This is a genomic window from Haloferax sp. Atlit-4N (assembly GCF_003383025.1).
GTDB lineage: Archaea > Halobacteriota > Halobacteria > Halobacteriales > Haloferacaceae > Haloferax > Haloferax gibbonsii.
Genome location: NZ_PSYY01000003.1, coordinates 247,290 through 273,431, shown reverse-complemented (window position 1 = coordinate 273,431; position 26,142 = coordinate 247,290). Strand labels below are relative to the sequence as shown.

Here is a 26,142-nt window from a genome sequence, read left to right as displayed (position 1 = left end):
TACCTCCCCGACGCTCACCTCGATTATCGACTGAATTTATTTATGGATATTTACATAGTTCCTATAAAATAGTCAACGAATCTCGATGATTCGGTCCCGTTTGACTCATATCTGAATAGTCGTTTTTGTCGCTGGGAATGGGCTCTTACAGGATGTCTGGGCTACAAGTGAGTCTGCGAATAATCTCGTCTACCCCTACTGCGTAAACGTGTCAGATATCTCGCCCCAAAATATATTCAATCTGTGATTTCGTCGATGAGTCCTCGGCCGCCCCGCGGGCGTCAGTCGTCGCCGGTCACGGCCCCCCTCACACCGCTTCGAGCGAGCGAGCGCCGCCGGGCGGTCCGGTAGAACCACAGCGACGCGACGCCGCCGCCGACGACGTTCGAGGCGGCGAACGCGACCCAGATGCCGCCGGGACCGAGGGCGCTCGCCCCCCACAGCGCAGCCGGAATTCGCACGACGCCGAGGGCGAGGATAACGATGAGCGACGCTGCTATCGTCCGCCCCGCCCCGCGAAGCCCGCCGGTGAACACCCGCATCAGTCCGACGAATCCGAACGAGGGGGCAATCGTTCGGAGGAAGGAAACGCCGGCGTCGACGACGGTCGCGTCGGCCGCGAACAGGCCGACGAGCGGACGGGCGGCGACCCAGACGACGACGCCGCAGGCGCTCATGGCGCCGAACAGGAACGCCGCGGCGAAGCGGTTAGTCGCCGTCGCGCGGTCGGTCGCTCCCGCGCCGAGGTTCTGTCCCGTCATCGTCTCGACCGCGCTCGCGAACGCGACCGTCGGGAGGATGACGACCGAGAAGATGCGCGTCCCGACCCCGTAGCCGGCGACCACGCCGGTCGAAAACAGCCCGACGACGGCCAAGAGGAGGTTGATTGAGACCGCCCGTCCGGTCTCTTCGAGGGCGGTCGGCAGGCCGAGTCGGAACAGCCGCCTCGCGGCCGCGGCGTTCGGGACGAACTGTCCCGGTCGGAGCCGAAGCCCGCGTCGTCCGTCGAGGAGGATGCCGACGCCGACGACGGCCGCCAGCCCGCGACAGCACACCGTCGCTATCGCCGCCCCGCGGATGCCGAGTTCCGGCGCGCCCCACCAGCCGAAGATGAGAATCGGGTCGAGGACGACGTTGAGCGCGACCGACCCCGCCATGACGAGCATGGGCGTGACGGTGTCGCCGCGGCCCCGCATGAGCGAGATGAACGCGTAGAACGCGAACACGAACACCATCCCCAGCGAGACGATGCGCATGTAGGCGGTCGCGAGCGGGAGGACTGCGGGTGACGCGCCCATGAACGCGAGCACGTCGTCGACCGCGACGTAGGCGACAGCGCCGACGCCGACGGCCGCGATGGCCGCGTACGTGAGCGTCTGCGCCGCCGCCCGTTCCGCGTCGAGCGATTCGCCCGCGCCGGTGTGTTGGGCGACGAGAACGCTCCCGGCGATAGAGAGTCCCAGTCCCAGCGAGAGGAACAGGAACACCAGCGGGAACGCGAACGAGATGGCCGCCAGCGCCTCGGTGCTGTAGCGCCCCAGCCAGAGCGTGTCCGCGACGTTGTACGCCGTCTGGAGCAGGTTCGTGACGACGATGGGGAACGCGAGGTAGCAAAGCGGCCTCGCGATGCCTCCCTCGGTCAACTCGAGTTCGGACGGTCCGACGAACAGGCCGTCGAGGCGCGCTCGGAGCTTCGTCACGCGACCCATCAGTCGTATCGGTCGCGCCAGTAGCGCGCGAGTTCCGCGCAGGTCGTCACCCACGTGTCGCCGGTCGAGAGCATCCGCTGGAGCAGGGACTCGAGCGCGTCGACGCGGCTCGCTCGGCCCACAATCTGCGGATGCATCGTCAAGACGAACAGCCGACCGCGCTCGCGAATGCCGTCGAACTCGGCTTCCCACGTGTCGAAGACGGGACCGTGCGGCGAGATACCCGACTGAAACTCGAACGTCGGACCCATGTTGAACCCCCAGTAGACGAAGTCGTCCAACAGGTAGTCGTTGGGAATCTCCACGAGGTCGCGGTCCTCGCGGAGGTACGGCATATCCGTGTCCTGCCACGAGGCGTCGTACAGCATCCCGGCGTCCTCGACGAGGTCGAGCGTCTGGTCGCGCATCCCGCCGACGGTCCGGTAGCCGACCGGGGGCTCGCCGGTGAGGTCTTCGACCACCTCGATGGTCCGCCGGAACTCGGTCGCCTCGCGCTCGGCGGACATCTCGCGGGGCGAGACGTGCGTGTAGCCGTGGTGGGCGATTTCGTGGCCGTGTTCGTGGAGGAGCTTCACCGCCTCGGGCCACTCTTCTGCGACCTTGCCGGGGACGAAGAACGTGCAGTTCACGTCGTACTTTTCGAACAGTTCGACGAGCCGCGGCACGCCGACTTCCGGCCCGTAGTCGCCGCGGTAGTCCAACCGGGCGAACTCCGGGTCGAGCGCGGCGGCCGCGCGCCACAGTTCGTTGGCGTCGAGGTCGAACGTGAACGTCGCCGCGGCGCAGTACTCGCCCCACGGGTCCGGCTTGTGGTTCGAATCGACGCGCGCGAACAGTTCGTCGCTCATCGGTCGCCTCTCGCGTCGCTCTCCGGGACCCGGTCTCCGTCCTCGATTCCCGCCCGCGTCGCCGGTTCGAGGTCGAAAAGCGCGTTCGAGACGGTCCCGTGGGCCGTCACCGCCGGCGGCGCGTGGTCGTCGTCGTAACCGTACTCCACAAGCCGATTCCGGTTCAGACAGAGCTTGTCGTACTCCGGTTTGAACAGGTCGAACAGCTCGAAGCGGTCTTCCAGTTCCGGGAACCGCTCGTGGTACCGCTCGATGCTCGCGCGGACCTGCCGCCACAGGCGTGTCTCGTCGTAGCCCTCGCGGCGCTCTAGTCGGTCGGCCACGTAGCGCAGGACGCAGACGAACAGCGTGCCGACGATGTGCTGGCACATCCCGTCCGGCGACTTCCGGTGGACGATGTCGTCGTGTTCGTACAGGTCGTCGGGGAGTCTGTCGAGTTCCGGCAGTCGCGTCTCGCTGACCGCGATTTCGTCCACGTAGTCCTTCACCGCCAGCCGGGTCGGCCGGCCGTCCCGAAGGACGAGCATCGTGTTCGTCCCGTGGGGCATGAACACCATCCCGTAGCGGTAGAGGTAGTGCAACAGCGGTGGCAGCAGCACGTCGAAGCAGTCGGCTAGCCACTCGTCGATGGAACAGCCGGCCCGCTCGGCGAGCGTGGAGACGACGGGCGTGCCGTCGGCGTCCTCGTGCATGAGCGCCGAGAGCGTGAGCACCTGCTCGTCGTCGTCGACGAGGGCTTCGACGCTCTCGCGCCACACCGCCCCGAGCAGTTCGTGGTACTGGTACGGCGCGTCGTCCAGTTGCGAGAACTCGGGGTGGTCGTAGTTGAGACTCGCAATCTCGCCCGGCAGCACCAACTCGCAGTCGTCGCGGAGGAACGGGTCGTCGTCGCGAATCGACTGCACGTACTCCGTGACCCGGGGCGCGGCGCGCGCCTGCTCGCCGGGCAGTCCCCGATAGACGATGGTGTTCAGCACGCGAATCGGGACCTTGACGTGCGGCTTTTCTGGGTCCGTGAGGTTCGTCAACGTCCGCACCGACTGCTGCGGGAGGTAGCTGTCGGGACCGGTCCCCAGCGGGACGATGTCGCCGGCCGCGATGTCCTTGGCGAACAGCTGCGCGACGGTGTTTTTCCACTGCCACTCGTGGACCGGGAGGTAGTAGTAGTCGTCGGGGTCGTGACCGCCGGCCCGGAGCGTCGCGTCGAACTCCGCCGCGGCCTCGCCGAGTTGCTGGGCCATCAGCGATTCGTACCGCAAGCCCTCGACGCTCCGAAAGTCGGCGCGGTCGCGGTGTGCAGCGACCCAGACGAGCGACTGCGGCGTCTTGCGCTCGGGGGCGTACGCCCGGTAGTCGTCGTAGCCGAAGCCGATACGACCCTTGTTGATGGTGAACCACGGATGACCCTCCATCTCGCCTTCGACCGCGGCGTACGGCATGTCCAGTAGGCTCTCGTCGGCATCGGCCTTGCGGGCGTCGATGTGGGCGTCGGCGACCAGCGTGTTGTTGTACTCCCGGACGAGGTGACTCGCCGTCTCGGGGGCCACGCCGAGCGACCCCCGCGCGTCGAGGAGGAACTGGACGGGGTCGGTCGCGGGCCGCCAGCCCTCTCCGTCTCCGTTTCCGTTCGGGTTCTCGTCGGCGTCTTCGCTCTCCACCTCGCCGCCGACGTCTCCGTCCCGTCGCTCGATGCTGTCGGGGTCGACCCGATAACTGTCGAACGGCCGCGATTGGGCCGCGAACCGGTAGACGACGCCGTCGTAGTCGAGCCGGTACCGGGTCCACTCGCCGTCGGTGCCGCGTGCTTCGGGGTCGAGCAGCTCCTCGTACAGGAACTCCTCGAACAGCTTCGTGAGCAGGTCGCGGCTCACGTCCGCCCACCGGTCCGCGTCGAGCGCAGTCTGGAGCGTCTCCAGTCCGTCTATCTGTCCTGTGCGTCCTGTCCGTCCGTTCGTCCGCAGTTCCGGTCCGTTCATTCGTCTTCCTCCGCCGTCGATGCCGCCGCGGTCGCGCCGCCGGTCGTTTCGAGGAACCGCTCGACGGCGAAGTCCTGAAACACGGTGTCCTCGTCTTCGGGGTAGACCGTTCGGTCGCAGAGTCGGTTCACGATGTGCGCGTTGCGATAACAGCCGAGGCCGAGGTCGGGCGCGCCGACGCCGTGGGTGTGGCGTTCCGCGTTCTGGACGAAGATGCGCCCCGTCACGTCGTCGTCGAGGCGCAGTCGGTAGTCGTCGGTGACTCGGTAGCGACCCTCGTCGTCCCACTCGATGCGCGATTCGAGCGACGAGAGGAAACTCGGCGTCGGCCGGTGGTAACCAGTCCCGAGGACGACGACCTCGCTCTCGTGGGCGAACGGCGTCCCGGACTGCCACTGCTCGCAATCGAGGCGGTAGCGCGGCCCGTCGGGACCGGACACCCGCTCGATGCCCTCCACCGAGGTCATGGCGAACAGTCCCACGTCGGGGTCGCGGTCGCCGATGGAGCGACGGTAGAGCGCGTCGTATATCTCCGCGCTGGTGTTCACGTCGATGCCCTTGTACAGCAGGTCCTGTTCGGGGTACACCTCGTCGCGGGTCTCCTGCGGGAGGTCGTTGAAGTACGACGTGTACTCCGGCGTGAAGTGCTGGAGTCCGAGCTTCGAGTACTCCATCGGGAAGAACCCCTCCGAGCGCGTGAGCCAGTCGAGTCGGTAGTCCGCGTCGGCCTGCGCCTCCAAGAGGTCCAAGAACACCTCCGCGGCGCTCTGGCCCGACCCGACGACGGTTATCGAGTCGGCGTCGAGACACCGCTCTTTTCGGCTCCGGTACGCCGCGGTGTGGAACACGTCACGCTCGGGGTGTCCCCCCAGATTATCGGGGACGTGCGGCCGGCTTCCGACGCCGAACACCACGTCCTCGGCCCGGTAGCGGTGCTCCGCACCGCTTTCGGGGTGGCGGGCGGTCACCTCGAAGTAGCCGTCTTCGACCCACTCGACGTTCGTCACGCGGCGTTCGAACCGGCAGGCGTCGAGTCGCCGGCTGACCCAGCGCAGGTAGTCGTCGTACTCCCGCCGGGGAATCTGGAACGTCTCGTAGAAGTAGAACTCGTAGATGCGGCCGGTCTCCCGCAGGTAGTTGAGGTAGCTGTGGGGGTTCGTCGGGTCGGCCAGCGTCACGAGGTCCGCGAGGAACGGCACTTCGAGGGTCGTCCCCTCGATGAGCATCCCCTCGTGCCACGCGAACTCGGCGTCCTGTTCGAGGAACACCGCGTCCACGTCGTCGGGCGCGCCGTCGAGCATGGCGGCCAGCCCGAGGTTGAACGGCCCGAGGCCGACGCCGACCACGTCGTGGACGGGGGTGTCGCTCATCGCCCCACCTCCGTCTCCGCGTCGGCCGCGACGTCGACACACCTATCGGTGTCCCCGTCTGTGTTCGCGTCCGCGGGTTCCGCCACCGCGTCGAAGAACCGCTCGCGCTCGCAGTGCATCAACAGCGCCTCCTTGTCGGGGAGGTCGATGCGCCCCTGCGGCTCGTAGCCGCACCGCTCGAAGACGCGGATGGCGATTTCGTTGCGAACGTCCGGTTCGCTGACGACGCGACCCGCGTCGGTCGCGCGGAACTGAAACGCGGTAATCGCCCGCAGGAGGGGAACCGCGTAGCCGTGTCCGAGGTACTCCGGCGGCCCGATGAGTAGGTGGACGCCGCGGTCTTCGGGCTCCGCGTCGTAGCGCTCGCCGACCACGTCGTCGGCCGCGCGGTACGCCTCCCAGTAGCTCATCGGCGTGTGGTCCAACAGGCCGACGTAGGGCGTGAGGTGGTCGTCGCCGAGCTTCGAATCGAGCTTCGCCCGAAACGCCGCCTCCGGCAGGTCGAGTTGCCAGTACGGCTTGACGTGGTCGGAGCCGAACCACGCGCGGAGCCGGTCGAAATCGAGAGTCGGGTCGACCTCGGCGAACGCGACGGTCCGGTCGATACGCTCGTTTCGAACCCGATACGCGTACTCGCGGCCCGCGCCCGCTCGCGCCGCCACGGTCGCGGTCGCCGAGTCGGCGTTCGAGCCGGTCATGGCGTCGGCACCTCCAGTTCCGTGACCAGCGGGTTGTCGATGTCCGCGTACACCGACTGGTTCGCCAGCGAGCCCTCCAGTTCGTCCATGTCGTGGAACCGCGTGAGTAGGTTCGCCTTGCAGGGAATCGTCTCCCTGGTGAGGAGGTCGTCGAGCAGCGACGACGACGGCCGGTCGTACCGGCGGAGCGATTCGAGTTCCTCGCGGAGGACGCCCAAGAGGCGTCGCTCGTCGACCAGTCCGGCCGTGCCGAAGGCGTTGACGAGGCCGAGGGCGTTGTTGATGATGACGTAGTACCGGATGCGCTCGTCGGCGACGGCGTCCGGGCAGACGGTGTCGGCGCGCTCGCCGATGCCGGGCAGGAGCGCGTCCACCTCGTCGTACGTCGACTCGGGGAGGTAGTAGCCCTGATTGTCGCGGTAGCGGAACGTCTCGGGATAGCCGCCGTCGAGCGTCAGGACGCTGTTCTGCTGGTGGGCTTCGACGCCCAGTCCGCGTTCGAGATAGAGCCACAGTACCGGCCGAACCGACAGTTCGAGGTACTGGCGGAACCAGTCTTCAGCCACCGCATCGGTCGGTCTGCCCTCGTGCTCGGCGATTCCCTCGACGAGCGTCGCCAGCCGCGACGACCCGTCGCCGAGGTGGTCCTGACAGAGGCCGACCACGGGCGTCGCGTTCGCCGCCGCGTTGCCGCGGAAGGGGTTCTCGCGGAGGACGGTCTCGAAGCCGGACTCGCCGTCGCCGAGGTCGACCGTCAGGTACGCCGGGTCGCGGACGACGTCGAACGCCGGGAACCGCTCTTCGAGGTCGTCGCCGAGTTCGGTGTCCAGCAGTTCGGTGACGGCGACGCCGCGCTCCAGTTCGGGGAGTTTGTTCGTCCGCTCGGAGTTGGTGATTTTGACGTTCAGCGAGCCTTTGACCATGAACGGCGCGTCCGGCGAGTACAGCGTCCGAACCGAGGAGGTCGGGTAGAACTCTCTGCCGACCTGGCCGACGTATTCGAGGCCGTCCCCGAGGTGCGCCTGCACTTCGGGTTGCGCGCGGAGGTAGTCCGCCTGCCACGGGTGGACGGGAATCAGCACCTCGTCGGCGTCGACGCGTTCGGCGACGAACGACTCGGGGACCGACTCGTCCGCTCGGAGCGCCGACGCGACCCACTCGGCTGCCGACTCGCCGCGCGCGGAGTCCTGCGAGACGAGCGAGGGGTCGGCGCTGAAGTACGCCAGCGGGAACGACCCGCGGAGTTCGGGCGCGTAGGTCCGCGACTCGTGGTCGGGGATGCCCTGTCTGCTCTTCGGCGTCGGGTGTAGCGGGTGGCCGAACACGAGCGACTGCTCGGCGTCGCGGAAGGTGGTGTCGAAGCCGTAGAGTCGCTCCTCGTCGCCGCGGCGGGCCTCGACGAACCGCTCGATGTTCTGACAACTCTTGACAACTCGCAAGAGGAGTTCGTCGGCCGCGCCGGTGTCGTCGCGGTCGAGTCTGAGTTCGGTCGTGACGAGCGTCACGAGCATCGTGTACTCGAGCGGGAGCGTTTCGCCCCGGGGAAGCCGGTAGACGCCGGGGAGGTCGAACAGGTGGCGGTCCGTCGGCGACCGGTACGAAAGCGGGACGTAGAGGTCGACGCCCTGGTGGAACAGCGGCGCGTGGACGACTTCGTCGGCGTCCGTCTCGACCGGTGCGTCCCCGGCGGGGACGACGGTGTAGTCGCCCGTCTCCCGGAGGTAGCAGTTCAGGAAGCTGTGCATCGTCGCTGACTCGGCCGTGTCGTTCGGATTCATGCGTGTCGGTCGTCGGTCGTCGTTTCGAGTGCGGTGCCGCGGGTCGAAATCTCGCGCAGGAGTTCTCGGAGGTCCTCGCGCGTCGTTCGAGGGTTCAGGAGCGTCAGCTTCAAGCACGTCTCGCCGTCGACGGTGGTCCGGGCCACCACGGCCTCGCCGTCGTCGAGAAGGGAGTCGCGGATAGCTTCGTTCACCTCGTCGGCGCTGCGTCTGTCGGGGTCATCGTCCCGTCCGTCGCCGGGGACGTACCGGAAGACGACGACGTTCAGTTCGGAGTCGTGGACGAGGCGGAGGTCGGGGTCGGCCTCGACGAGCCTCGCGGCGTCGTCGGCGAGGTCGATGGTGTACTCGACCATCGACGCCAGCCCCTCGCGGCCGAGCGCCTGCATCGTGACGAAGGGTTTGAGCGCGTCGAACCGCCGGGTCGTCTGGACGGACTTCGAGACGAGATTCGGCACGCCCGCGTCGTCGTCGCGCTCCGGGTTCAGGTAGGCCGCGTTGCGGTCGATGAGGTCGTACGCCGACTCGTCGCGCACGAGGACCGCGCCGCAGCTAATCGGCTGGTAGAACAGCTTGTGGAAGTCGACCGCGACGGAGTCCGCGGCCTCGACGCCCGCGAGTTTGTCGGCGTGGTCGTCGCTCAGTGCGAGCGCACCGCCCCACGCGGCGTCGACGTGGTACCAGCAGTCGAGTTCGGCCGCGCGGTCGGCCAGCGGCCCCAGCGGGTCGATGCTGCCGAAGTCCGTCGTCCCGGCGGTCGCGACGATTGCGAACGGGCGCTTTCCGCGCTCGCGGAGGTCAGCGACCGCCTCGTCGAACGCTTCCATCGACAGGCGGCGGTCGTCGTCGGTCGGGACGGTGACGACGGCGTTCTCGCCGAGACCGAGGTGCGAGGCGGCCTGCTTGGCGGTGAAGTGGGCGTCGGCCGAACAGAGGATTCGGAGGTCCCTCGCTTCCGGCGGGAGGCCGGCCTGTTGCACGTCGACGCCGTACTCCTCCAAAATGACCTTGTTGCGGGCGAGGAGTAGGCCGACGAAGTTCGACTGCGTGCCGCCGCTGGTGAACACGCCGTCGCCGTCCTCGTAGCCGAACAGCTCGCACAGCTCGTCGACGAACCGCCGTTCGAGCTGCGTCGCGGCGGGGCTCTGGTCCCACGAGTCCATCGACTGGTTCGTCGCCGTCAGGAGCACCTCGGCCGCGAGCGCCGGAATCGTCGGCGGACACTGGAGGTGCGCGACGCAGGTCGGGTCCGAGACGCCGACGGAGTTTCGCAGAATCGGCTCGGTGCGGTCGAGCGCCGCGGCCACGCCGTCGCCCTCGTGGGGCAACATCTCCAACCGGGCGAGCGCGTCGTCGAGCTTCTCGGGCGTCGCCCCCGAGTACGGCGTCGCCTCGTCGGCGAACTCGTCGAGGACGAGGTCGCACGCCCGGCGAATCGCGTCCCGGTAGCGCGCTCGGTCGTCGCCGTCGCCGCTCAGGAACCACTTCGCGGCGTCCGGTCGCGGGTCGCGCCGCTCGCCGACGCCGTCGACGCCGCCGACGCCGTTCATGCGGCGACCTCCCGCCGGCCGTCGGAGCCGACTTCCTCGACCGCGGCCTCGACGGCGTCCGCGAAGATGCTCCCGATGGCGTCCACGTCGCTCGGCGTGACGACGAGCGGCGGGAGGAACCGGACGACGCTTCCGTGGCGGCCGCCGAGTTCGACGATGAGTCCGCGGTCGAAACACGCCGCGCGGACGGCGTCGGCGAGGTCCGGATGCGTCGGGAAGCGCCCGCAGGCGTCGGGCGCTCCCGCGGGGTCGACGAGTTCGACCCCGAGCATCAGCCCGCGACCGCGCACGTCGCCGACGGCGTCGTGAGCGCGCTTCGTCGCGTCGAGGTGGCCGCGGAGTCGGTCGCCCATGCGCGCGGCGTGGTCGTCGAGGTCGTGTTCGAGCACGTGTTCGATGGTGGCGATGCCGGCGGCCATCGCGAGTTGGTTCCCCCGGAAGGTCCCGGCGTGCGCGCCCGGCTCCCAGACGTCGAGCGACTCGTCGTAGACGACGACCGAAAGCGGGAGCGACCCGCCGATGGCCTTCGAGAGCGTGACCGCGTCGGGGACGATATCGGCGTGCTGGAAGGCGTACAGCTCGCCGGTCCGGCCGAGGCCGGTCTGAATTTCGTCCACGACGAGCGGGATGTCGCGCTCGCGGGTCATCCGCCGAATCTCGCGGGTCCAGTCGTCGGGCGCGGGAATCGCGCCGCCCTCGCCCTGCACGAGTTCGACCACCATCCCGGCGGGGTCCGTGATGCCGCTTTCGGGGTCGTCGAGGGTGCGTTCGACGTACCGGGCGGCGAGTTCGTGACACTCCTCGCCGCCGACGCCGAACGGACACCGATACTCGTACGGATACGGCAGGTGGTGTACGTCGGGCATCAGTCCCGGCACGTCCTCCTTCGGGTCGGTGTCGCCCATCAGGCTCAGCGCGCCGTTGGTCATGCCGTGGTAGCCGCCCTGAAACCCGAGGACGCTCCGGTTGCCCGTCGCGGTCTTGACGAGTTTGAGCGCGGCCTCGACGGCGTCGGTCCCGGCGGGGCTACAGAACTGCACCCGCGCGTTGTCGGCGAACTCGTCGGGGAGGCTGTCGAACAGCGTGTCGACGAACCGCTCCTTGACGGGCGTCGTGATGTCGAGGGTGTGGAGCGGGCGGTCCTCTGCGAGGACGCGCTCCATCGATTCGATCACCTTCGGGTGGTTGTGCCCGAGGGCGAGCGTGCCGGCCCCCGCGAGGCAGTCGTAGTACTCCTCGCCGTCCATGTCGGTGACGGTGACGCCCGAGGCCTCCCGTATCGCGTGCGGGAGGTGCCGGGGGTAGGTCCGCGCGCTCGACTCGCGGGCGGCCTGCTGTTCGAGCAACGCCTCGTTGCCGGCCGTTGCGTCGGTCATCGGGCTGTCCTCCGTCGGTTCGTCGTCGGTCTGTCGCTGTCGAGCATACAGTTTTAGGCTAGCCTAAAAATACAAAAAGTTTACTGCAGGAACGCCCTGTCTGAATAATAACGGGACAGCGCGGCCGCTACGCGGTCGCCGCGGAGCGTCCGCGACGACCCGCCTTCCCCCGCTTTCGGCGGTTTTCCCTGTCCGCACGCCGGCCGCGTCGGGTCGAGTCGGACGCTCGGGCTCGCGTCGGACGCTCGGGCTCGCGTCGGCCGCTCGGGCTCGCGTCGGCCGCTCGCGTCGCCGCCGCGTTAGCTCAGCGCTCCCCGTCGAACGCCGTCACCAGCGGGTTGTCGACCTCGACGAAAAGCGGCGCGTCGTCGAGGGAGTCGTCCAGTTCGTCGATGTCGTGGAACCGCGTCAGGAGGTTCGACTGGCGGGTCAGCGTCGGCTCGGCGAGCAACTGGTCGAGGAGCGACGACCCCGGTGCGTCGACCTCGCGGAGCGATTCGAGTTCCTCGCGGAGCACCGCGAGCAGTCGCCGCTCGTCGACCAGCCCGCTCCGCCCGAGCGCGCTGACGACGCCGAGCGCGTTGTTGAGAACCGTCCAGTATATCATGCGCTGGTCCGCGATGTCGTCGCTGCAGACGGTGTCCGTGCGCTCGCCGACGCCGGGGAGGAAGTCGTCGAGTCGGTTGTACCGCGACTCGGGGAAGTAGTAGCCCTGATTGTCGCGGTAGCGGAACGCGGTCGGATAGCCGTCTTCCAACAGGACGACGCTGTTCTGCTGGTGGGCCTCGACGCCGAAGCCGTACCGGAGGTAGAGCCACAGCACCGGCCGGACCCCGACCGAGAGGTACCGCCGAAACCACGACTCGGCGACCGCGCCCGCCGACCGCCCCTCGCGTTCTGCGAGCGTCTCGACAATCGTCCCGAGTCGGGAGCGACCGCCGCCGATGGGGTTCTGACAGAGCGCCACTACGGGCGTCGCGTTCGTCGCCGCGTCGCCGCGGAAGGGGTTCTCGCGGAGGACGGTCTCGAAGCCGGACTCGCCGTCGCCGAGGTCGACGGTGACGTAGGCCGGGTCGTCGATGAGATCGAACTCGGGGAACTCGGCGTCGATAACGTCGCGGAGGCCGGCGTCGAGCAGCTCGCTGACGGCGACGCCGCGGACCAGTTCGTGCCGCTTGTTGACCCGCGCGGAGTTGGTGATTTTGACGTTCAGCGAGCCTTTGACCATGAACGGTGCGTCCGGCGAGTACAGCGTCCGAACCGAGGAGGTCGGGTAGAACTCCCTGCCGACCTCGCCGAGCGACTCGATACCGTCGCCGAGGCGCACTCGAACCGCCGGCTGTGCGAGGAGGTAGTCGGCCTGCCACGGATGGACCGGGACGAGTCCGTCGTCGGTGTCGCCGTCGAGGTGTTCGGCGACGAACGACTCGGGCACCGACTCGTCCGCCCGGAGCGCGTCGGCTATCCACGCCGGGGCGCTCCGGTCGAGCGTCGAGTCGTGGTCGAGGAGGTCGGCCGCGACCCGGAAGTAGTGGAGCCGGAACGACCCGCGTAGCTCCGGGGCGAACCGCGGTTCGTCGTGCGGCGCGATGCCCTGCCTGCTCTTGGGCGTCGGGTGTCTGTGGTGGCCGAAGACGAGCGACTGCTCGGCGTCGCGGAACGTCGTCTCGAAGCCGTAGAGTCGCTCCTCGTCGCCGCGGCGGGCCTCGACCGCCCGGGCGGTGTTCCGACAGCTCTCGACGACCCGGAGGAGCAGTTCGTCCACCGCACCCGGCGCGTCGCGGGCGAGCGACAGCTCTTCGAGGAGCAATCGCGCAAGTCGGAGGTAGTCGAGGTCGACGGCCCGGCCGTCCGGGAGGACGGAGACGCCGGGGCCGCCGAACAGGTGTCGGTCCCCGGCGGAATAGTACGAAAGCGGCACGAACACCTCGATTCCCTGCTCCGGAAGCGGGAGTCGAACTCCTCGTTTACAGTCGGTCACAAGCGGCGTTTCGGCCGCGTTGACGACCTCGTGACCGCCGATTTCGTGGAGGTAGCAGTTGAGGAAACTGTGCAACGTCGCTGACGCGGCGCGGTCGTCCGGGGCCACGTCGGCATCCGGTGTCCGCCCGACATCTCGGCTTGTCGCCATGTGTTTTAGGCTAGCCTAAAAACATATAAGAATTCTGGCGGAATGCGCCGCTCGACGGCGGAGCGAAACGGGAAAAGCGGGGCCGCGAAGCGGGACCGAACTACAGGTCGCCGTTGACGATGTCGCTGACGCGCTGGGCGTCGAACAGGCGCTCGTCGGCGTCGTACAGCGTCTGCGCGAGGCGGTCAGTCACGACGAGGTTCGTGATAGGGCCCTGGTAGAGCGCGCCGGCGCGGTAGACGTCGTCGTTCTTGACCGCGGTGAGTTCGCTCGCGACTTCGTGGCTCTCCATGAACGAGATGACCGTGTTCTGGAACTCCTCGCGGGTCTTGGCCTCCTGTCCGCGCAGGAGAAGCACTTCGGGGTCGACCTCCAGGAGCGTCTCGAAGTCGACTGCGCCGCGGTTGCTGTAGAAGTCCTTCACGTCGGTCGTCGCGAGCGCGTCGTTGACCTTCAGGTCGTTGAGGTGCTTGAAGCTCGTCCCCTCGTCGATGATGTAGGGGTAGAACTCCTCGGGCTCGTCGCCGCCGCCCCAGACGACGGCGGCCGAGGGTCGTTCGCCCTGCGCGGGGACGACCGGCGCGAGGTTCGCCTGGAACTCCTCGTGGACCTGTTCGAACGCCTCGAAGCGGTCCTCGCGCTGGAACACCTGCGCGAGCTTCTCGAACGCCTCGTAGAGGCTGTAGTAGCGGTAGTCCTCGTGCCACGCGTAGCCGCGCGAGAAGATGCTGTTGCCGAAGAACGGACCGACTTGGGTGCTAATCTCCTCGATATCGCCCTCGCTCCACTGGCCGCGGTTCAGGAGGAAGTTCGGGTCGGCGATGTGCACGTCCGCGTTCATGTCGTAGAACTGCTCTTTGCCGACGCCGCTGTCGCCCCACAGCTGACGGATGGACGACTTGTCGACGCTCACGTCCGGAATCTCGTCGTAGTACTGCGTGTGGTACCGGCCGGGGAGCCAGACGCCCATCGGCGCGTCGAGGCCGAGCGCGACGCCCATGTCGGCCCAACTGCCGTTGTTCGCGACCCACGTCTCCGGGACCGAGTCGAACGTGACCTCGCCGACCGGTTCTATCGACACCGAGTAGGATTCCGACGCCTCGGTCGTCGTCTCGGTTTCCGTCTCCGTCTCTGTCGCCGTCTCGGTCGCCGTCGCCGTGGTCGTCTCGGACTCCGTCGTCGTCGTCTCCGACCCGCCGCCACCGGTACAGCCGGCGAGCAGACCGCCCGCGACGACCGCGCCGCCGTACTGCAGGTACTCGCGCCGCGTCGATTCTCGACCGCTGTGTCCGTCGTTTGCCATGTATTTTAGGCTTCCCTAAATGCTTAAAACGTCTTCGAAATTTAGGCGAGCCTAACTCCCCCGTGTGGGACGGCTCAGTCCGTCGCGTCGACGGGGGCCCTGACGGCGAGGACCGTGAGGTCCGAGTACGGCGTCGAGTCGGGGCCGCTCCCGCCGGCCGAGTCGCGCAGGTCGCCGAGCGTCGTTCGGGTGATTCGCTCGTCGTCGTGGGTCAGGCGTTCGAGCACGAGGGCGTCCAGCGATTCGTCCGCGCCCGAATCGAGGAGGAACTCCGCGATGTCGCCCGGCATCCAGTCGAACGGCCGCGGCAAGACGAGCAGGTGGCGTTCGCCCACCGCCTCGGCCAGTCGGTCGAGGTCGGCGTCGAGCGACCCGCTCTTGTGGAGCGTGACGAACCGCGTGTCCTCCATCGGCGTCCGGGCGCGACTCGCGGCTATCTGGAGCGACGAGATGCCCGGAATCACCCTGACCGGTGGCTCGACGGCCCGCTGGACCTTCCCGAGGAACTGGTAGCCCGAGTGGTTCGCGTCGCCCATGAGGACCGCCGTCCCGCGCTCGCCGGCCGCGACGCGCCTCCCGAACTCGGACAGCGCCTCTGCTTCGTCGGCGTAGCCGCAGGTGAGCAGGTCGGCGTCGGTCTCGTCGGCGACGAAGTCGACGACCGTCTCGAAGCCGACGACCACGTCGGCCTCCCGAATCGCTCGCCGCCCGCGAGGCGTCAGATACTCCGAGTTGCCGGGGCCGATTCCGACCGCGTAGACCGGCGCGGCGGCGTCCTCGGCGTCCTCGCTGCCTCCACCAATTTCGCCGACGCTCGGTTCGGGCGCGGCCGCGGCGAACGTCGCCGGGTCCGCCCCCGAATCGAGGTCGTACGGGTCGTCCTCACTCATGGTCTTCGAGGTCGACGTCGCCGTTGCGAACGTCGCTCGCGACGTGAATCAACTCGTTCGTGAGCGCGGCCGCGAGGCCGCTCCCGCCGCGTTTCCCGACGTTCGTCACCGCCGGAACGCCGTACTCGTCGGCGATTTCGCGGACGCGCTTCCGGCTCGCTTCGGCCTTGACGAAGCCGACGGGCGTCGCGACGACGGCCGCCGGTCGGGTCCCGTTTTCGATGCAGTCGCAGAGCGCCAACGCGGCGGTCGGCGCGTTGCCGACGACCGCGATTGCGCCGTCGTAGACGCCCTGCTTGTCGAGTTCGAGCACCGCGGCCGCGGTCCGAGTCATGCCCGTCTCGGCGGCGAGTTCGGCGCCGTTGCCGATTGCCTTCCGCACCGGGCAGTCGTGGCCGCGGCCCGTGACGCCGGCCTTCGCCATCGTGATGTCGGTCACGATGGGTCGCTCGTCGAGGACGGCCCTCGCGCCCGCGACGACCGGGCCGTTCTGACAGCGAAGGAGGTGCTGGAACTCGATGTCGCCGGTCGAGTGGACCGCCTTCTGTCGCAGTCGGTCGTTCAGCGTCTCGTCGGGGACGAACGTCCGGACGATGTCCATGCTCGTCTCCGCGATGTCCATCGCGTCCCGCGTCGTCGCGCCGAGGTCGGCGTAGGCGTCTCGTTCAGTCATCTGATTGGGTTCCGGCCATGGCGTTCGTCGTGTTCGCTTCGAGGTCGCCCTCCACGGAGAGGTTGATGTCCTGCAACCGCTCTCTCACGTCGTCGTCGGCATCCCACAGGTCGCGGTCGATGGCTTCGAGGAACGTTGCGGTGATGCTTTCGAGCGCCCACGGGTTCACGTCGCGCAGCCACTCCTGTCGGTCCTCGTCGAAGGCGTAGGCGTCGGCGAGACTTTCCCAGAGGGTGTCGCTGACGACGCCCGTCGTCGCGTCCCAGCCGAGCGCCACGTCGACCGTGGTCGAGAGGTCGCCCGCGCCCTTGTAGCCGTGTTCCTCCATGCTGTCGAGCCAGTCGGGGTTGAGGACGCGCGCCCGCATCGCCTTGCGGACCTTCTCCTCGTTCGTGTAGACGCTGACGTTGTCGGGGTCGCTGGAGTCCCCGACGTACGAGGCCGGGTCACTCCCGGAAATCTCGCCGACAGCCGAGACGAACCCGCCGTGGAAGGCGTACCAGTCGGAGGAGTCGAACTCGTCCTGCTCGGCGGTGTCCTCGATTTTCACCGTGGCTTCGACCCCGCTCAAGCGGCGCTCGAAGGCGTCGTGGGCCTCGGTCACGCTGCCGCGACTCCCGAGGGCGTAGCCGCCCCACTGGACGAACACGTCCGCGAGGTCGCTCCGGTCGTCCCACTCGCCCTCGTCGACGGCCTTGTTCGTCCCCGCGCCGTAGCCGCCGGGCGTCGTCGTGAACACGCGGTGTTTGGCCAGTTTCTCGGCCTCGTCGGCGGCGACGCCATCAGCCTCGAACTCGGCGGCGTCTTCCTCGACGTGCTTTTTCACGTAGTTCATCTCGTGGGGTTCGTCGAGTTCGACGACCGCGTCGACGGCGTCGTTGACGACGCTCGCGGCCTGCGGGAACGCGTCGCGGAACAGCCCCGAGACGCGGGTGGTCACGTCGATTCGCGGGCGGTCGAGTTCGTCCAGCGGAATCGGCTCCACGCCGTCGACGCGGCCCGCGTCGGTCCACACCGGTTCGACGCCCATGAACGCGAGCACCTGCGCGATGGTCTCGCCGCGGGTTCTGACCGTCGGCGTCCCCCACGCGACGACCCCGAACTCCTCGGGGTACTCGCCGTGGTCGCCGTAGTGGCGGTCGAGGACGCCCTCGGCGACCCGCTCGCCGACGCTCCACGCCGGCTTGGCCGGGACTTTCCGCGGGTCGAGCGTGTAGAAGTTCCGCCCGGTCGGCAGCAGGTCCACCCCGCCGCGGGTCGGCGCGCCGGAGCCGCCGGGGCGGACGTACTCGCCGGCCAGCGCGTCGGCGGTCTGCGGAATCTCGGCTTCCGCGGCCGCGACCCGCGGGGCCGCCTCGTCGCAGATGAACGCCAGCACTTCGCGGAGGTCGTCGTGCGCGCCGCGCTTGGCTCGCGCGTCGCCGAGTTGGTCGATATCGACGACGAGCAGGTTCATGTTCACCTCGTCGTCGGGGCCGGCGTCGACCTCCGACTCGGGCACGTCGAAGTCGCGTTCGGCGAGGGCCGACACCAGTTCGACGCACTGGTCGTAGACGCGGTCTGCGGCCTCCGAGAGGTACATCCCGAGGTCGTCGTCGTACGTCCCCGGTTCGTCTCGCATTCGGTCGTAATCGACGCCCATGACGCCCGCGACGCTCTCGCGGAGGCTCGGCGTGTCGGCGTTCGGGAGGCGCGTGAGCGCGACGAGGTACTCCACGAGGCGGTCGCTCTCGGGCGGTTCGCCCATCGTGTGGAGGCCCATCCGAATCTGCGTCGTCTTCACGTCGGTCAGGTACTCGTGGACGCGCTCGACGAGTTCGTCGAAATCGACGGCTTCGGGACCGACGTCGGCATCCGCGTCACCGATTGCGTCACCGACCGCGTCGGCGTCTTCGAACCCGAGTTCGACCGCGAGGTCGAGGTCGTCAACCGCGTCGAGGAGGAGTTCGCGGAGTTGGTCACCGCGCTCTGGGCGGGCCTCGTCCATGCCCGCCTCGCGGTACTCGCGGGCGAGTTCTTCGAGGTCCGCGAGGTCGTCGTACGTTCCCGCGGTGCGCATAACCGGCGTGAGGTAGTCCACGATGGCCGCGTACGACCGGCGCTTGGCCTGCGTCCCCTCGCCGGGGTTGTTGATGATGTACGGGTAGACGTTCGGAAGGGCCGAGACCAGTTGGTCCGGGGCGCTCTCGCCGTTCAGCCCGACGGTCTTGCCGGGGAGCCATTCGAGACTGCCGTGGGTGCCGAGGTGGACCACGGCGTCGGCCTCGAACGCCTCGCGGAGCCACGCGTAGAACGCCACGTAGTCGTGCGGCGGCTGGAGGTCCGAATCGTGGTACACCTTCGAGGGGTCCATCCCGAACCCGCGCGGGGGCTGGACGGTCACGAGGACGTTCTCGAACTCGACGCCCGGAATCGCAAAGGGTCGCTCCGGCGGTTCGCCCCACTCGTCGACGACGTTGTCGCGGAAGCGGTCGTCGGCGTCGGCGAACCAGTCGACGTACTGGTCGGGTGAGACCACGTCGACGCTCAGGTCCCGCACGTCTTCGGGCGCGACCCAGCGGTCGTCCAGCGTCAACTGCGAGGTGAGGTCGTCGATGAGCGCTTGCCCGTCCGCGGGGAGGTCGCCGACGGCGTAGCCCCGACTCCGGAGTTCGGACAGGAGGTTGACCGTGCTCGCGGGGCTGTCCATCCCGAAGGCCGTCCCGATGCCGTCGTCGCTCGGCGGGTAGTTGTGCAGGACGACCGCGACGCGCTTCTCGTCGTTCGGGAGGTGGCGGAGCCGCGCCCAGTTGACCGCGAGCCGGGCGACGTGGTCGACGCGGTCCTCGATGGGGAAGTGCTGTTTCGGCGCGCTCCCGACGCCCGCCTCGTCTTCCATCCGCTCTTTCCCGCTTATCGGGTGGGTGATGACGTTGCCGTCGAACTCGGGGAGCGCGACCGACAGCGCGAGTTCGAAGCCCATCACGCCCGTGTCGCTCGACTCGTACCGGCTTCGGGAGCGCATGGTCGTGATGGCCTGTAAGACGGGAACGCCGAGTTCGGTGAGGAACACGTCCTCTGCGTCCGCGCCCTCGTCGTCGGCGTCGCGGCCGCGCTCGCTCATCGACAGCGAGAACATGAAGGAGCTGACGACCGCGTCCACGACGGGGCCGTCGTCGTCTGAAAACCAGTTCCGCGCGACCCACTCGGCGTTCTCCTGTCCCTCCTCGTCGGTCGCGGGGTTGCAGAACGCGGGCAGGACGTTCGCGCCGAGCGATTCGAGTCGCTCCACGAGCGCGTCCACGTACCGAGTGTTCGCGTGCGTCCAGTGGGACTCGTAGAACCAGACGCCGATGGTCGGCTTGTCGGGGTCGTGAGTATCGAGCAGTTCGTCGTACTCGACGCCGGGGTAGTCCGGGTGGTAGACGCCCTCAGTCGGGAGTTCGACCGGGTCGTCGACTTCGGTCTCGACGCCGGCGTACTCGGCGGCGAGGAACCGACAGAGGTTCTCGACGTTCACCGCGCCGCCGCGGTCGAGATATTCGCAGACGCGCTCGCGGTCGGCGTCGGCGACGGTCGTGTCCTGCCGCGCGAAGGCGTCGCCGGTGGCCTCGACGACGAGCGGCACGCCCGCCGCTTCGAGTCGTTCGACCGCGTGGTCGTAGCCGGGCATGCTGTCTTCGGCTCCGTGGAGCCAGAAGACGGCCGCCGTCGTCGACTCCAACTCGTCGACGAAGGCGTCCGCGTCGGTCACGTCGTCCAAATCGCTCGCGGAGCGGACGACGAGGTCGATTCCGTCGAGTCGGCGCGCGGCCCGCTGGACCGCGCCCAACTCGTTTTCCGTCGCTGTGTACAGTCCGATTGTCGGTGTCATTGATAAAGTGTTATTGTCTTACTGCAAGTACGATTTCGTATTCGATGACGACTCAGACGCTGCCGTTTTCGGCTATCGTCGGGCAAGACGAACTGAAACGGGCGTTGTTGGCCGTCGGGGCCAACGACGACCTCGACGGACTCCTCGTTCGCGGCGAGAAGGGAACCGCGAAGTCGACCGCGGTCCGCGCCCTCGCCGACCTCCTGCCCGAACAGGAAGTCGTCGCTGGCTGTCCGTACGGCTGTCCGCCGGACCCGGACGACCCGGCCCGCCAGTGCGATTCGTGTCGCGGCCGCGACGACCCCGCGGTCGAGCGCCGGTCGGTCCCGCTCGTGACGCTCCCACTCGGCGCGACTCGCGACCGGGTCGCGGGCACGCTCTCCGTCGCCGACGCGCTCGACGGCGAGGCGTCGTTCGACCCCGGGCTCTTGGCCCGCGCGAACCGCGGTATCCTCTACGTGGACGAGGTGAACCTCCTCGACGACCACCTCGTCGACCTGCTTTTGGACGCGGCCGCGAGCGGCGTCAACCGTGTCGAGCGCGACGGGGTGAGCGTCGAACACCCCGCCGAGTTCACCCTCGTCGGGACGATGAACCCCGAGGAGGGCGACCTCCGACCTCAGCTCCGGGACCGCTTCGCCCTCCAGGCGACCGTCGTCGGCAGCCGCGACGTCGACGACCGCGTGGAGATTATCGACCGGGCGCTGGCGGGCGGCGACGACCCGGAGACGGTCGCCGACGCCCACCGCGAGGGGACCGCGGCGCTCGAAACCGCGCTCCGCGAGGCGACGGACCGCCTCGACTCGGTCGCGCTCCCGGTCGAGTTCAAGCGCGACATCGCCGAACTCTGCGTCGACGCCGGCGTCGAGGGCCACCGCGCCGACATCGCCATCGCCCGCGCGGCCCGTACCCTCGCGGCGCTCGACGGCCGGACGAAGGTGCTCGAAGGCGACGTGCGCGAAGCGGCCGCGCTCGCGCTCCCGCACCGACTCCAGAGCCGCCCGTTCGACGACGACCCGGACGTCGACGACGTGCTCGACGACCACTTCGACGAGGCGGACGGCCGGGACGACGGCGACGGAGAGCAGGACGGTGGCGGTGACGGGAGCGAAGGTGCCGGTGGCGACGGTGGAGGCGACGGCCGCAACGACGACGGTGGCGAGGAAGCCGGTTCCGACGCCGCGAGAGAGGGTTCCGATTCCGATGCTGGGGACGGCGATGACGGGGACGATGCCGGCGGCGACGACCGAGGTGGAGCGGTCGGCGGAGCCGACGAGAGCGGACCCGAAGACGGCGATTCGGAAGACGGGACTTCCGGAGACGGCGATACCGACGACTCCGCAGACGACGACCCCGACGAAGCAACGCCGCTTCTCCCCGGGCAGAGCCGGGCCGCCATCGGCGACGTCGAGCGGCCGCCGGTCGAGGACGCGGCCCTCGACGCGGAGACGCCGGGCGACGGGAGCCGCGCCGCAGTTCGGGAGTCGCGGCAGGGGCGAGGCTCGCGGGTGCGGACCGAACCGGCGACCGAGACCGACGACATCGACGTGCCGGCGTCGGTCCGGGCCGCCGCCTCGGCCGGTCGGTCCCGCGTCACCCGGTCTGACCTCAGAACCGCGGTCGCCCGCGGGTCGGCCGCGACGCTCGTCGTGTTCGTCGTGGACGCGAGCGCGTCGATGCGCGCCGCGATGCGGCGGGCGAAAGGCACCGTGCTGTCGCTCCTCGAAGACGCCTACGAACAGCGCGACGAGGTCTCGTTCGTCGCGGTCGCCGGCGACGACGCCGAGGTGTTGCTCCCGCCCACCGACAGCGTCACGCTGGCGGCGCGGCACCTGAAGGAACTCCCCACGGGCGACAGGACGCCGCTTCCGTCCGGGCTGGACGCCGCCCGTCGGGTCATCGACCGCTCGGACGCCGCCGGCGCGCTCGTCGTCGTCGTCACTGACGGCCGGGCCAACGTCGCGGACGGCAGTCCCACCGGACAGACCCGGTCGGCGGCGCGGAACCTCGCCACCGCCGACGCCTCGGTCGTCGTCGTCGATGCCGGCGACGGCGGTATCGGAGTGACCGACATCCTCGTCTCCGAGACGGGCGCGCGGCGCATCCCGCTGTCCGACCTGTCGGCCGAGCGGGTCGCCGAGGCCGCGCGCTCCGCGGACGGGCAGTAGCGGGGACTCGGTCGTCTCTTTTGGCATGGTGTGTTCCTATCGAATCGGTCGCGTGTGGAGTCGATACGCCCCGCGAGTGACGCCCTCGTCGTGGTACTCGACCGGCTCTTCGACCACCGCGAGGACGCCCCCGCCCGCGGCGACGGCGGTCGGGATTCCGGGGAGTCCCTCCGTTTCGACGTGTCCCGCGTCGGGGGCGAAAACGTGGACGCCGTGGCGCTCTGCCTCCCGCTCTCGGAAGTGCTGGGCGGACGGCACGAACACCCGCGAGTCGGTGGCGGCGGCCGCCCGTGCGAATCCGCCGGTGTCGCGGGTCCACAGACGGTCGCCTCCGGCGACTGAGACGCCGACCGCGGTGTGTTCGTCGGGGTGTCGCGCGTCCGGGTCGCGGGTCGACTCGGCGAACGTGTTCCCCGTGACGAAGACGGCGGTTCCGTCGGCGACGCAGACGTGGTTCGGGTAGGCGTAGACGGTCTCGTCGCCGACGCGGCGCTCGGTCGCGAGGTCGAGTCGCCACCGCGTCTCCCCGTCGAAATCGATGAGGTAGCCGCGTTTGTCGCCGTGGCTGGCGACGGCCAGCGCGTCGCCCGCGAAGGCCACGTCGCCGACGCGTCGGTCCCCGTCGGTGTCGGGGTCCCACGACGCGACCCGCGCCCCGGAGTGTGCGTCGAGGAGAATGAGGCCGTCCTGTTCGGGGTTCGGACAGCGGTTGTACGCGACGGCGACGCGGTCCCCCTCGGCAGCGACCGCGATGGGCGACGCGTGGACGTGTCTGCGCCACGCGAGTCGCCCGCCTCGGTCGAACCCGAGGACGACGCTCCGCCAGACCCTGTCCTCGCCGTCCCGTTCGTAGCGCCGGGCGGCGACGACGACCCTGTCGCCCGTCACCGCGAGGTCGACGACGTACGGTCGGAAGAACAGCGAGTCTTTCGTCGCCGTGCCCACGTCGTCAGCCGTCGCGTACGTCCAGCGGGTGACGCCCGTCTCGGCGTCGAGGACGCGAACCAGCCCGTCGCCGCCGCGCTCGCCGACGACGAGCAGCTCGTCGCTCCCGGCCATCGACACCACGGAGTGCTCGCCGCGCGTCCGCCAGCGCTCGCCGGCGTCGGGCGCGGCGTCGGAGGCACTGGCCGCGTCGGCAGTAGTCTCCAGCGCCATAACGCGGCCGTCCGCGGTCCCGACGAAGACGGCGTCGTCGGTCGCTTCGACCGCGGAGCGCGCCCAGTTGTGGCGACTGCTCGCGGGCTCGACTTCCCCGAGGTCGCGGCAGGCCGTGAGTGGGGACGGTGCCATCGGGCTCAGTCCTCGACGGGAAAGGCGTCGTGGAGCGTGTGGTGCGCCTCTCCGAGGTCGTCGAGGAACGCATCGGCTCCCTCGCGGATGCGGCGAAGCGACCGCTCTGCGTCGCGGACGGCGACGAGCCGTCCCCGGAGGTAGCCCGATTGCGGGTCGTCGTCGTCGATTCGCGTCGCCTCTTCTTCGAGGTCGACGAGCGCGGCGTCGAGATGCCGCTGGGCCTCGTCGAGGGTAGTCGCGTTCGCGAGCGCCTGAATCGGGCCGGCGTCGTCGAGGTAGTCCTCGAGTTCGGCTTCCGCGTGTCGCTTCGCGTGTTCGTCGGTCGTTCCGGTGATGTTTAACAGCGCGAGTCGGAGCGCTTCGAGTTCTGCGCAGGCCATGATTAGAGTGATTGGTGGACGAGGTTCGAGACGATGCGGTCCCGTTCGAGGTGGGACGAGACGATGCGGTCGGTGTCGTCGGGCGTCACGCCGCCGTACCAGACGCTGTCGGGGTAGACGGCGACGATCGGGCCGTCGCCGCACTGGCCGAGACACGAGCTTCGAGAGACGTGCACGTCGCAGTCATCGGCGTCGCGCACGCCCTGTCTGAGCTCTTCGAGGACGGTCGCCGCGCCGCTGGCGGCGCAGGTCTGGTTCGTGCAGACCGCGACGTGTTTCTCGGGGGCGTCGTGGACGTGCGGGTCGTCGTCGACGTCGCTTCGGTCGGCGTGTTCGGCCTGATGGACGAGCGAGCGGAGCATCGCGCGAGCGCCGCCCTCATCGTCCTCGTAGCCGGCGAGTTCGACCTTGTACTTGCAGGTGTCGCAGGACATCTCGACGCTCCCCGAGCGGGCCTCTCGATACCGGTCGGCGAGCGTCTCGACCACCCGGTCGTCCGTGCCGAGCGGTCCCGATGCGCCGGCGTCGACGTAGGGGTACTCCTCGTCGAACGTCTCGGCCGTGTCCACGATTCGCCCCGTCAGCACGCCGTCGCCGAGCATGTACGGGAGGACGACGACCGCGTCCGGGCGGTCCTTGGCGACGGTGTGAAGCGTCTCCTCCAACCGGGGCGTGGTGACGCCGATGAACGCCGATTCGACGCGGGTGAACCCGCGGCCCTCGTACAGCAGGCGCGCCAGTTTGTGCACGTCACCGTTCGAGTCGGGGTCGCTCGACCCGCGGGCGCAGAGCACGACCGCCACGTCGTCGTCCTCGCGGTCGACGCCGAGGTCGGACTCGACCGCCCGCGCCCGCTCGTCCAGCAGGTCGACGAGCGAGGGGTGGATGCCGAGGTGCGACCCGAACCGGAACTCGGTGTCGTCGTGGGTCGCGCGGGCCCGCTGGACCGCCAGCGGCACGTCGTTTTTGACGTGGCTCGCGGCGAAAAGTGAGAGCGGGACGACGGTCATCGTCCGGCAGGTCGGTGCCATCGTCTCGATTGCGTCGTCTATCGAGGGCTCGGCGAGTTCGATGTACGCCGCGTCGACCGGAACCGACAGCCGCGACTCCAACTTCGCGGCGAGCGTCCGCACCTGCTCGTTAGACTCCTCGCGGCGCGAGCCGTGGCCGACGAGGAGGACGGCGTCGTCGTCGAGCGCTGGGTCGGGCCGTTCGAGGCTCATGCGTTCTCGGCCTCTTCGAGACTGCGGACGAGCTTTCGGCGCCGCGTCGGCGCGAACAGGCTCGTCTCGTCGCTGCCCTCGTAGACCCACTCGCCGAAGCCGGCGGCCGCGTCGTCGTCGATACCGAACCAGTAGCCGCCCGACGAGGTCTCCTGAATCGGGCCGGTCGGCGCGTCGACCGGACAGGCGTCGAGCAGTCGGTCCACGGTGTCGAGGAGCGCCCGGTCGTGGTGGACGAACGAGATGCCGACCGTCCCCGCCGAGGACTTGAAACAGACCGTCCCGCAGGATTCGAGGAGCCCCCGAAGGAGCTGTTTTCGCTGGTCTTCGAACACATCGAAGCGGTAGCCGCCGGCGTCGTCACCGACGGGGAGACCGAACGCGGCGCTCGCGCGTCTGACCACGTCGCCTTCGACCATGACGTGGTACTCGTCTTTGACGCGGGTGACGGCGGTGTTGTGCGCGTATTCTCGCTCCGTCTCTCGGCGGTCGATGTCGCCGCCGCCGGCGATGGCCGCGAGGCGGTTCGCGCAGGTCTCGTCGTTCGTCAGCGCCGTGAACTGCCCCCGCTCGACGCGGCCGCCGCCGGCGACGTGGCCCCACAGGTAGGCCGTCTCGGGCGCGCTCTTCAGGAGGTCGTCCGCAGGGTCGACGCCGGCGTCGCTCACGCGTCCACCTCCCGTACCGAAATCGCGCCGGGCGGACAGGCTCGCGCCGCGAGTGTCGCGTCGTCATCCGCCTCGGCGTCGCCTTCGAGGAGGGCGATGACGCGTTCGTCGCTGCGCTCGACGCGCACGACGCCGGCCGCGTCGGGGTCGATCGTGGCGAGCCCGTCGTCGTCCTCGACGAACCGCCCGTCGCGGGCGAGACAGGCGAAGATGCCGTCGCAGGCGTCTCGGTCGATTGCGATTTCGAACATC

General features: G+C 69.0%; 19 protein-coding genes. 1 reads left to right on the top strand and 18 read right to left on the bottom strand.

Features of this window, described 5'->3' with window-relative positions; translation table 11 throughout:
- Positions 1-281 precede the first annotated feature (281 nt).
- The 13 genes from C5C07_RS16675 to cobN all read right to left on the bottom strand — a co-directional run bounded on the left by C5C07_RS16675 (position 282) and on the right by cobN (position 20,155).
- Positions 282-1,709 carry an MATE family efflux transporter gene (locus C5C07_RS16675; protein ID WP_115805602.1) on the bottom strand — a complete coding sequence of 476 codons (1,428 nt, stop codon included), beginning with the start codon at positions 1,707-1,709 and terminating at the stop codon, positions 282-284.
- Entirely contained in the window at positions 1,709-2,557 is an 849-nt protein-coding gene (locus C5C07_RS16670) for a polysaccharide deacetylase (protein WP_115805601.1), read from the bottom strand. The genes C5C07_RS16675 and C5C07_RS16670 overlap by 1 nt, the downstream gene beginning before the upstream one ends.
- Entirely contained in the window at positions 2,554-4,533 is a 1,980-nt protein-coding gene (locus C5C07_RS16665) for an IucA/IucC family siderophore biosynthesis protein (protein ID WP_115805600.1), read from the bottom strand. The genes C5C07_RS16670 and C5C07_RS16665 overlap by 4 nt, the downstream gene beginning before the upstream one ends.
- Positions 4,530-5,903, bottom strand: a complete 1,374-nt coding sequence (locus C5C07_RS16660) for a lysine N(6)-hydroxylase/L-ornithine N(5)-oxygenase family protein (protein WP_115805599.1) — start codon at positions 5,901-5,903, stop codon at positions 4,530-4,532. The genes C5C07_RS16665 and C5C07_RS16660 overlap by 4 nt, the downstream gene beginning before the upstream one ends.
- Positions 5,900-6,601, bottom strand: coding sequence for a GNAT family N-acetyltransferase (locus C5C07_RS16655; RefSeq protein ID WP_049968725.1), 702 nt, complete (start codon positions 6,599-6,601; stop codon positions 5,900-5,902). Before C5C07_RS16655 ends, C5C07_RS16660 begins: the two co-directional genes overlap by 4 nt.
- The gene (locus C5C07_RS16650) at positions 6,598-8,379 is read right to left on the bottom strand and encodes an IucA/IucC family siderophore biosynthesis protein (RefSeq protein ID WP_049968724.1); all 1,782 of its coding nucleotides are present in this window, start codon (positions 8,377-8,379) and stop codon (positions 6,598-6,600) included. Before C5C07_RS16650 ends, C5C07_RS16655 begins: the two co-directional genes overlap by 4 nt.
- Entirely contained in the window at positions 8,376-9,929 is a 1,554-nt protein-coding gene (locus C5C07_RS16645; protein ID WP_115805598.1) for an aspartate aminotransferase family protein, read from the bottom strand. The genes C5C07_RS16650 and C5C07_RS16645 overlap by 4 nt, the downstream gene beginning before the upstream one ends.
- Positions 9,926-11,356 carry a diaminobutyrate--2-oxoglutarate transaminase gene (locus tag C5C07_RS16640; RefSeq protein ID WP_255563891.1) on the bottom strand — a complete coding sequence of 477 codons (1,431 nt, stop codon included), beginning with the start codon at positions 11,354-11,356 and terminating at the stop codon, positions 9,926-9,928. The genes C5C07_RS16645 and C5C07_RS16640 overlap by 4 nt, the downstream gene beginning before the upstream one ends.
- Positions 11,357-11,609: 253 nt before the next feature.
- Entirely contained in the window at positions 11,610-13,394 is a 1,785-nt protein-coding gene (locus C5C07_RS16635) for an IucA/IucC family siderophore biosynthesis protein (RefSeq protein WP_115805597.1), read from the bottom strand.
- Between the two features lie 142 nt (positions 13,395-13,536).
- On the bottom strand, positions 13,537-14,739 hold the full coding sequence (locus C5C07_RS16630; RefSeq protein ID WP_008097018.1) for an ABC transporter substrate-binding protein: 1,203 nt from the start codon (positions 14,737-14,739) through the stop codon (positions 13,537-13,539).
- A gap of 74 nt (positions 14,740-14,813) precedes the next feature.
- Complete coding sequence (locus C5C07_RS16625; protein WP_008097017.1) at positions 14,814-15,629, bottom strand: cobalt-precorrin-7 (C(5))-methyltransferase; 816 nt, start codon at positions 15,627-15,629, stop codon at positions 14,814-14,816.
- Complete coding sequence (locus C5C07_RS16620) at positions 15,622-16,302, bottom strand: precorrin-8X methylmutase (protein ID WP_008097016.1); 681 nt, start codon at positions 16,300-16,302, stop codon at positions 15,622-15,624. Before C5C07_RS16620 ends, C5C07_RS16625 begins: the two co-directional genes overlap by 8 nt.
- Positions 16,295-20,155: a cobaltochelatase subunit CobN gene (gene cobN / locus C5C07_RS16615; protein WP_115805596.1), complete on the bottom strand. Its 3,861-nt coding sequence runs from the start codon at positions 20,153-20,155 to the stop codon at positions 16,295-16,297. The genes C5C07_RS16620 and cobN overlap by 8 nt, the downstream gene beginning before the upstream one ends.
- Positions 20,156-20,199: 44 nt before the next feature.
- On the opposite strand from cobN, the gene C5C07_RS16610 reads away from it, so the two are divergent.
- A complete protein-coding gene (locus tag C5C07_RS16610) occupies positions 20,200-22,323 on the top strand; it encodes a VWA domain-containing protein (protein ID WP_115805595.1) in 2,124 nt (707 codons plus the stop codon).
- 36 nt (positions 22,324-22,359) lie between these two features.
- Here C5C07_RS16610 and C5C07_RS16605 read toward each other — a convergent pair whose 3' ends face one another.
- The 5 genes from C5C07_RS16605 to C5C07_RS16585 are packed head-to-tail and all read right to left on the bottom strand — an operon-like array spanning position 22,360 to position 26,141.
- A complete protein-coding gene (locus C5C07_RS16605; RefSeq protein WP_115805594.1) occupies positions 22,360-23,616 on the bottom strand; it encodes a PQQ-binding-like beta-propeller repeat protein in 1,257 nt (418 codons plus the stop codon).
- A 5-nt stretch (positions 23,617-23,621) separates the two neighbouring features.
- Positions 23,622-23,999: a DUF3209 family protein gene (locus C5C07_RS16600; RefSeq protein WP_008097013.1), complete on the bottom strand. Its 378-nt coding sequence runs from the start codon at positions 23,997-23,999 to the stop codon at positions 23,622-23,624.
- Between the two features lie 2 nt (positions 24,000-24,001).
- Complete coding sequence (locus C5C07_RS16595; protein ID WP_049968716.1) at positions 24,002-25,222, bottom strand: CbiX/SirB N-terminal domain-containing protein; 1,221 nt, start codon at positions 25,220-25,222, stop codon at positions 24,002-24,004.
- On the bottom strand, positions 25,219-25,890 hold the full coding sequence (locus tag C5C07_RS16590) for a cobalamin biosynthesis protein (protein ID WP_115805593.1): 672 nt from the start codon (positions 25,888-25,890) through the stop codon (positions 25,219-25,221). The genes C5C07_RS16595 and C5C07_RS16590 overlap by 4 nt, the downstream gene beginning before the upstream one ends.
- On the bottom strand, positions 25,887-26,141 hold the full coding sequence (locus tag C5C07_RS16585; RefSeq protein WP_115805592.1) for a ferredoxin: 255 nt from the start codon (positions 26,139-26,141) through the stop codon (positions 25,887-25,889). The genes C5C07_RS16590 and C5C07_RS16585 overlap by 4 nt, the downstream gene beginning before the upstream one ends.
- Position 26,142 lies beyond the last annotated feature (1 nt).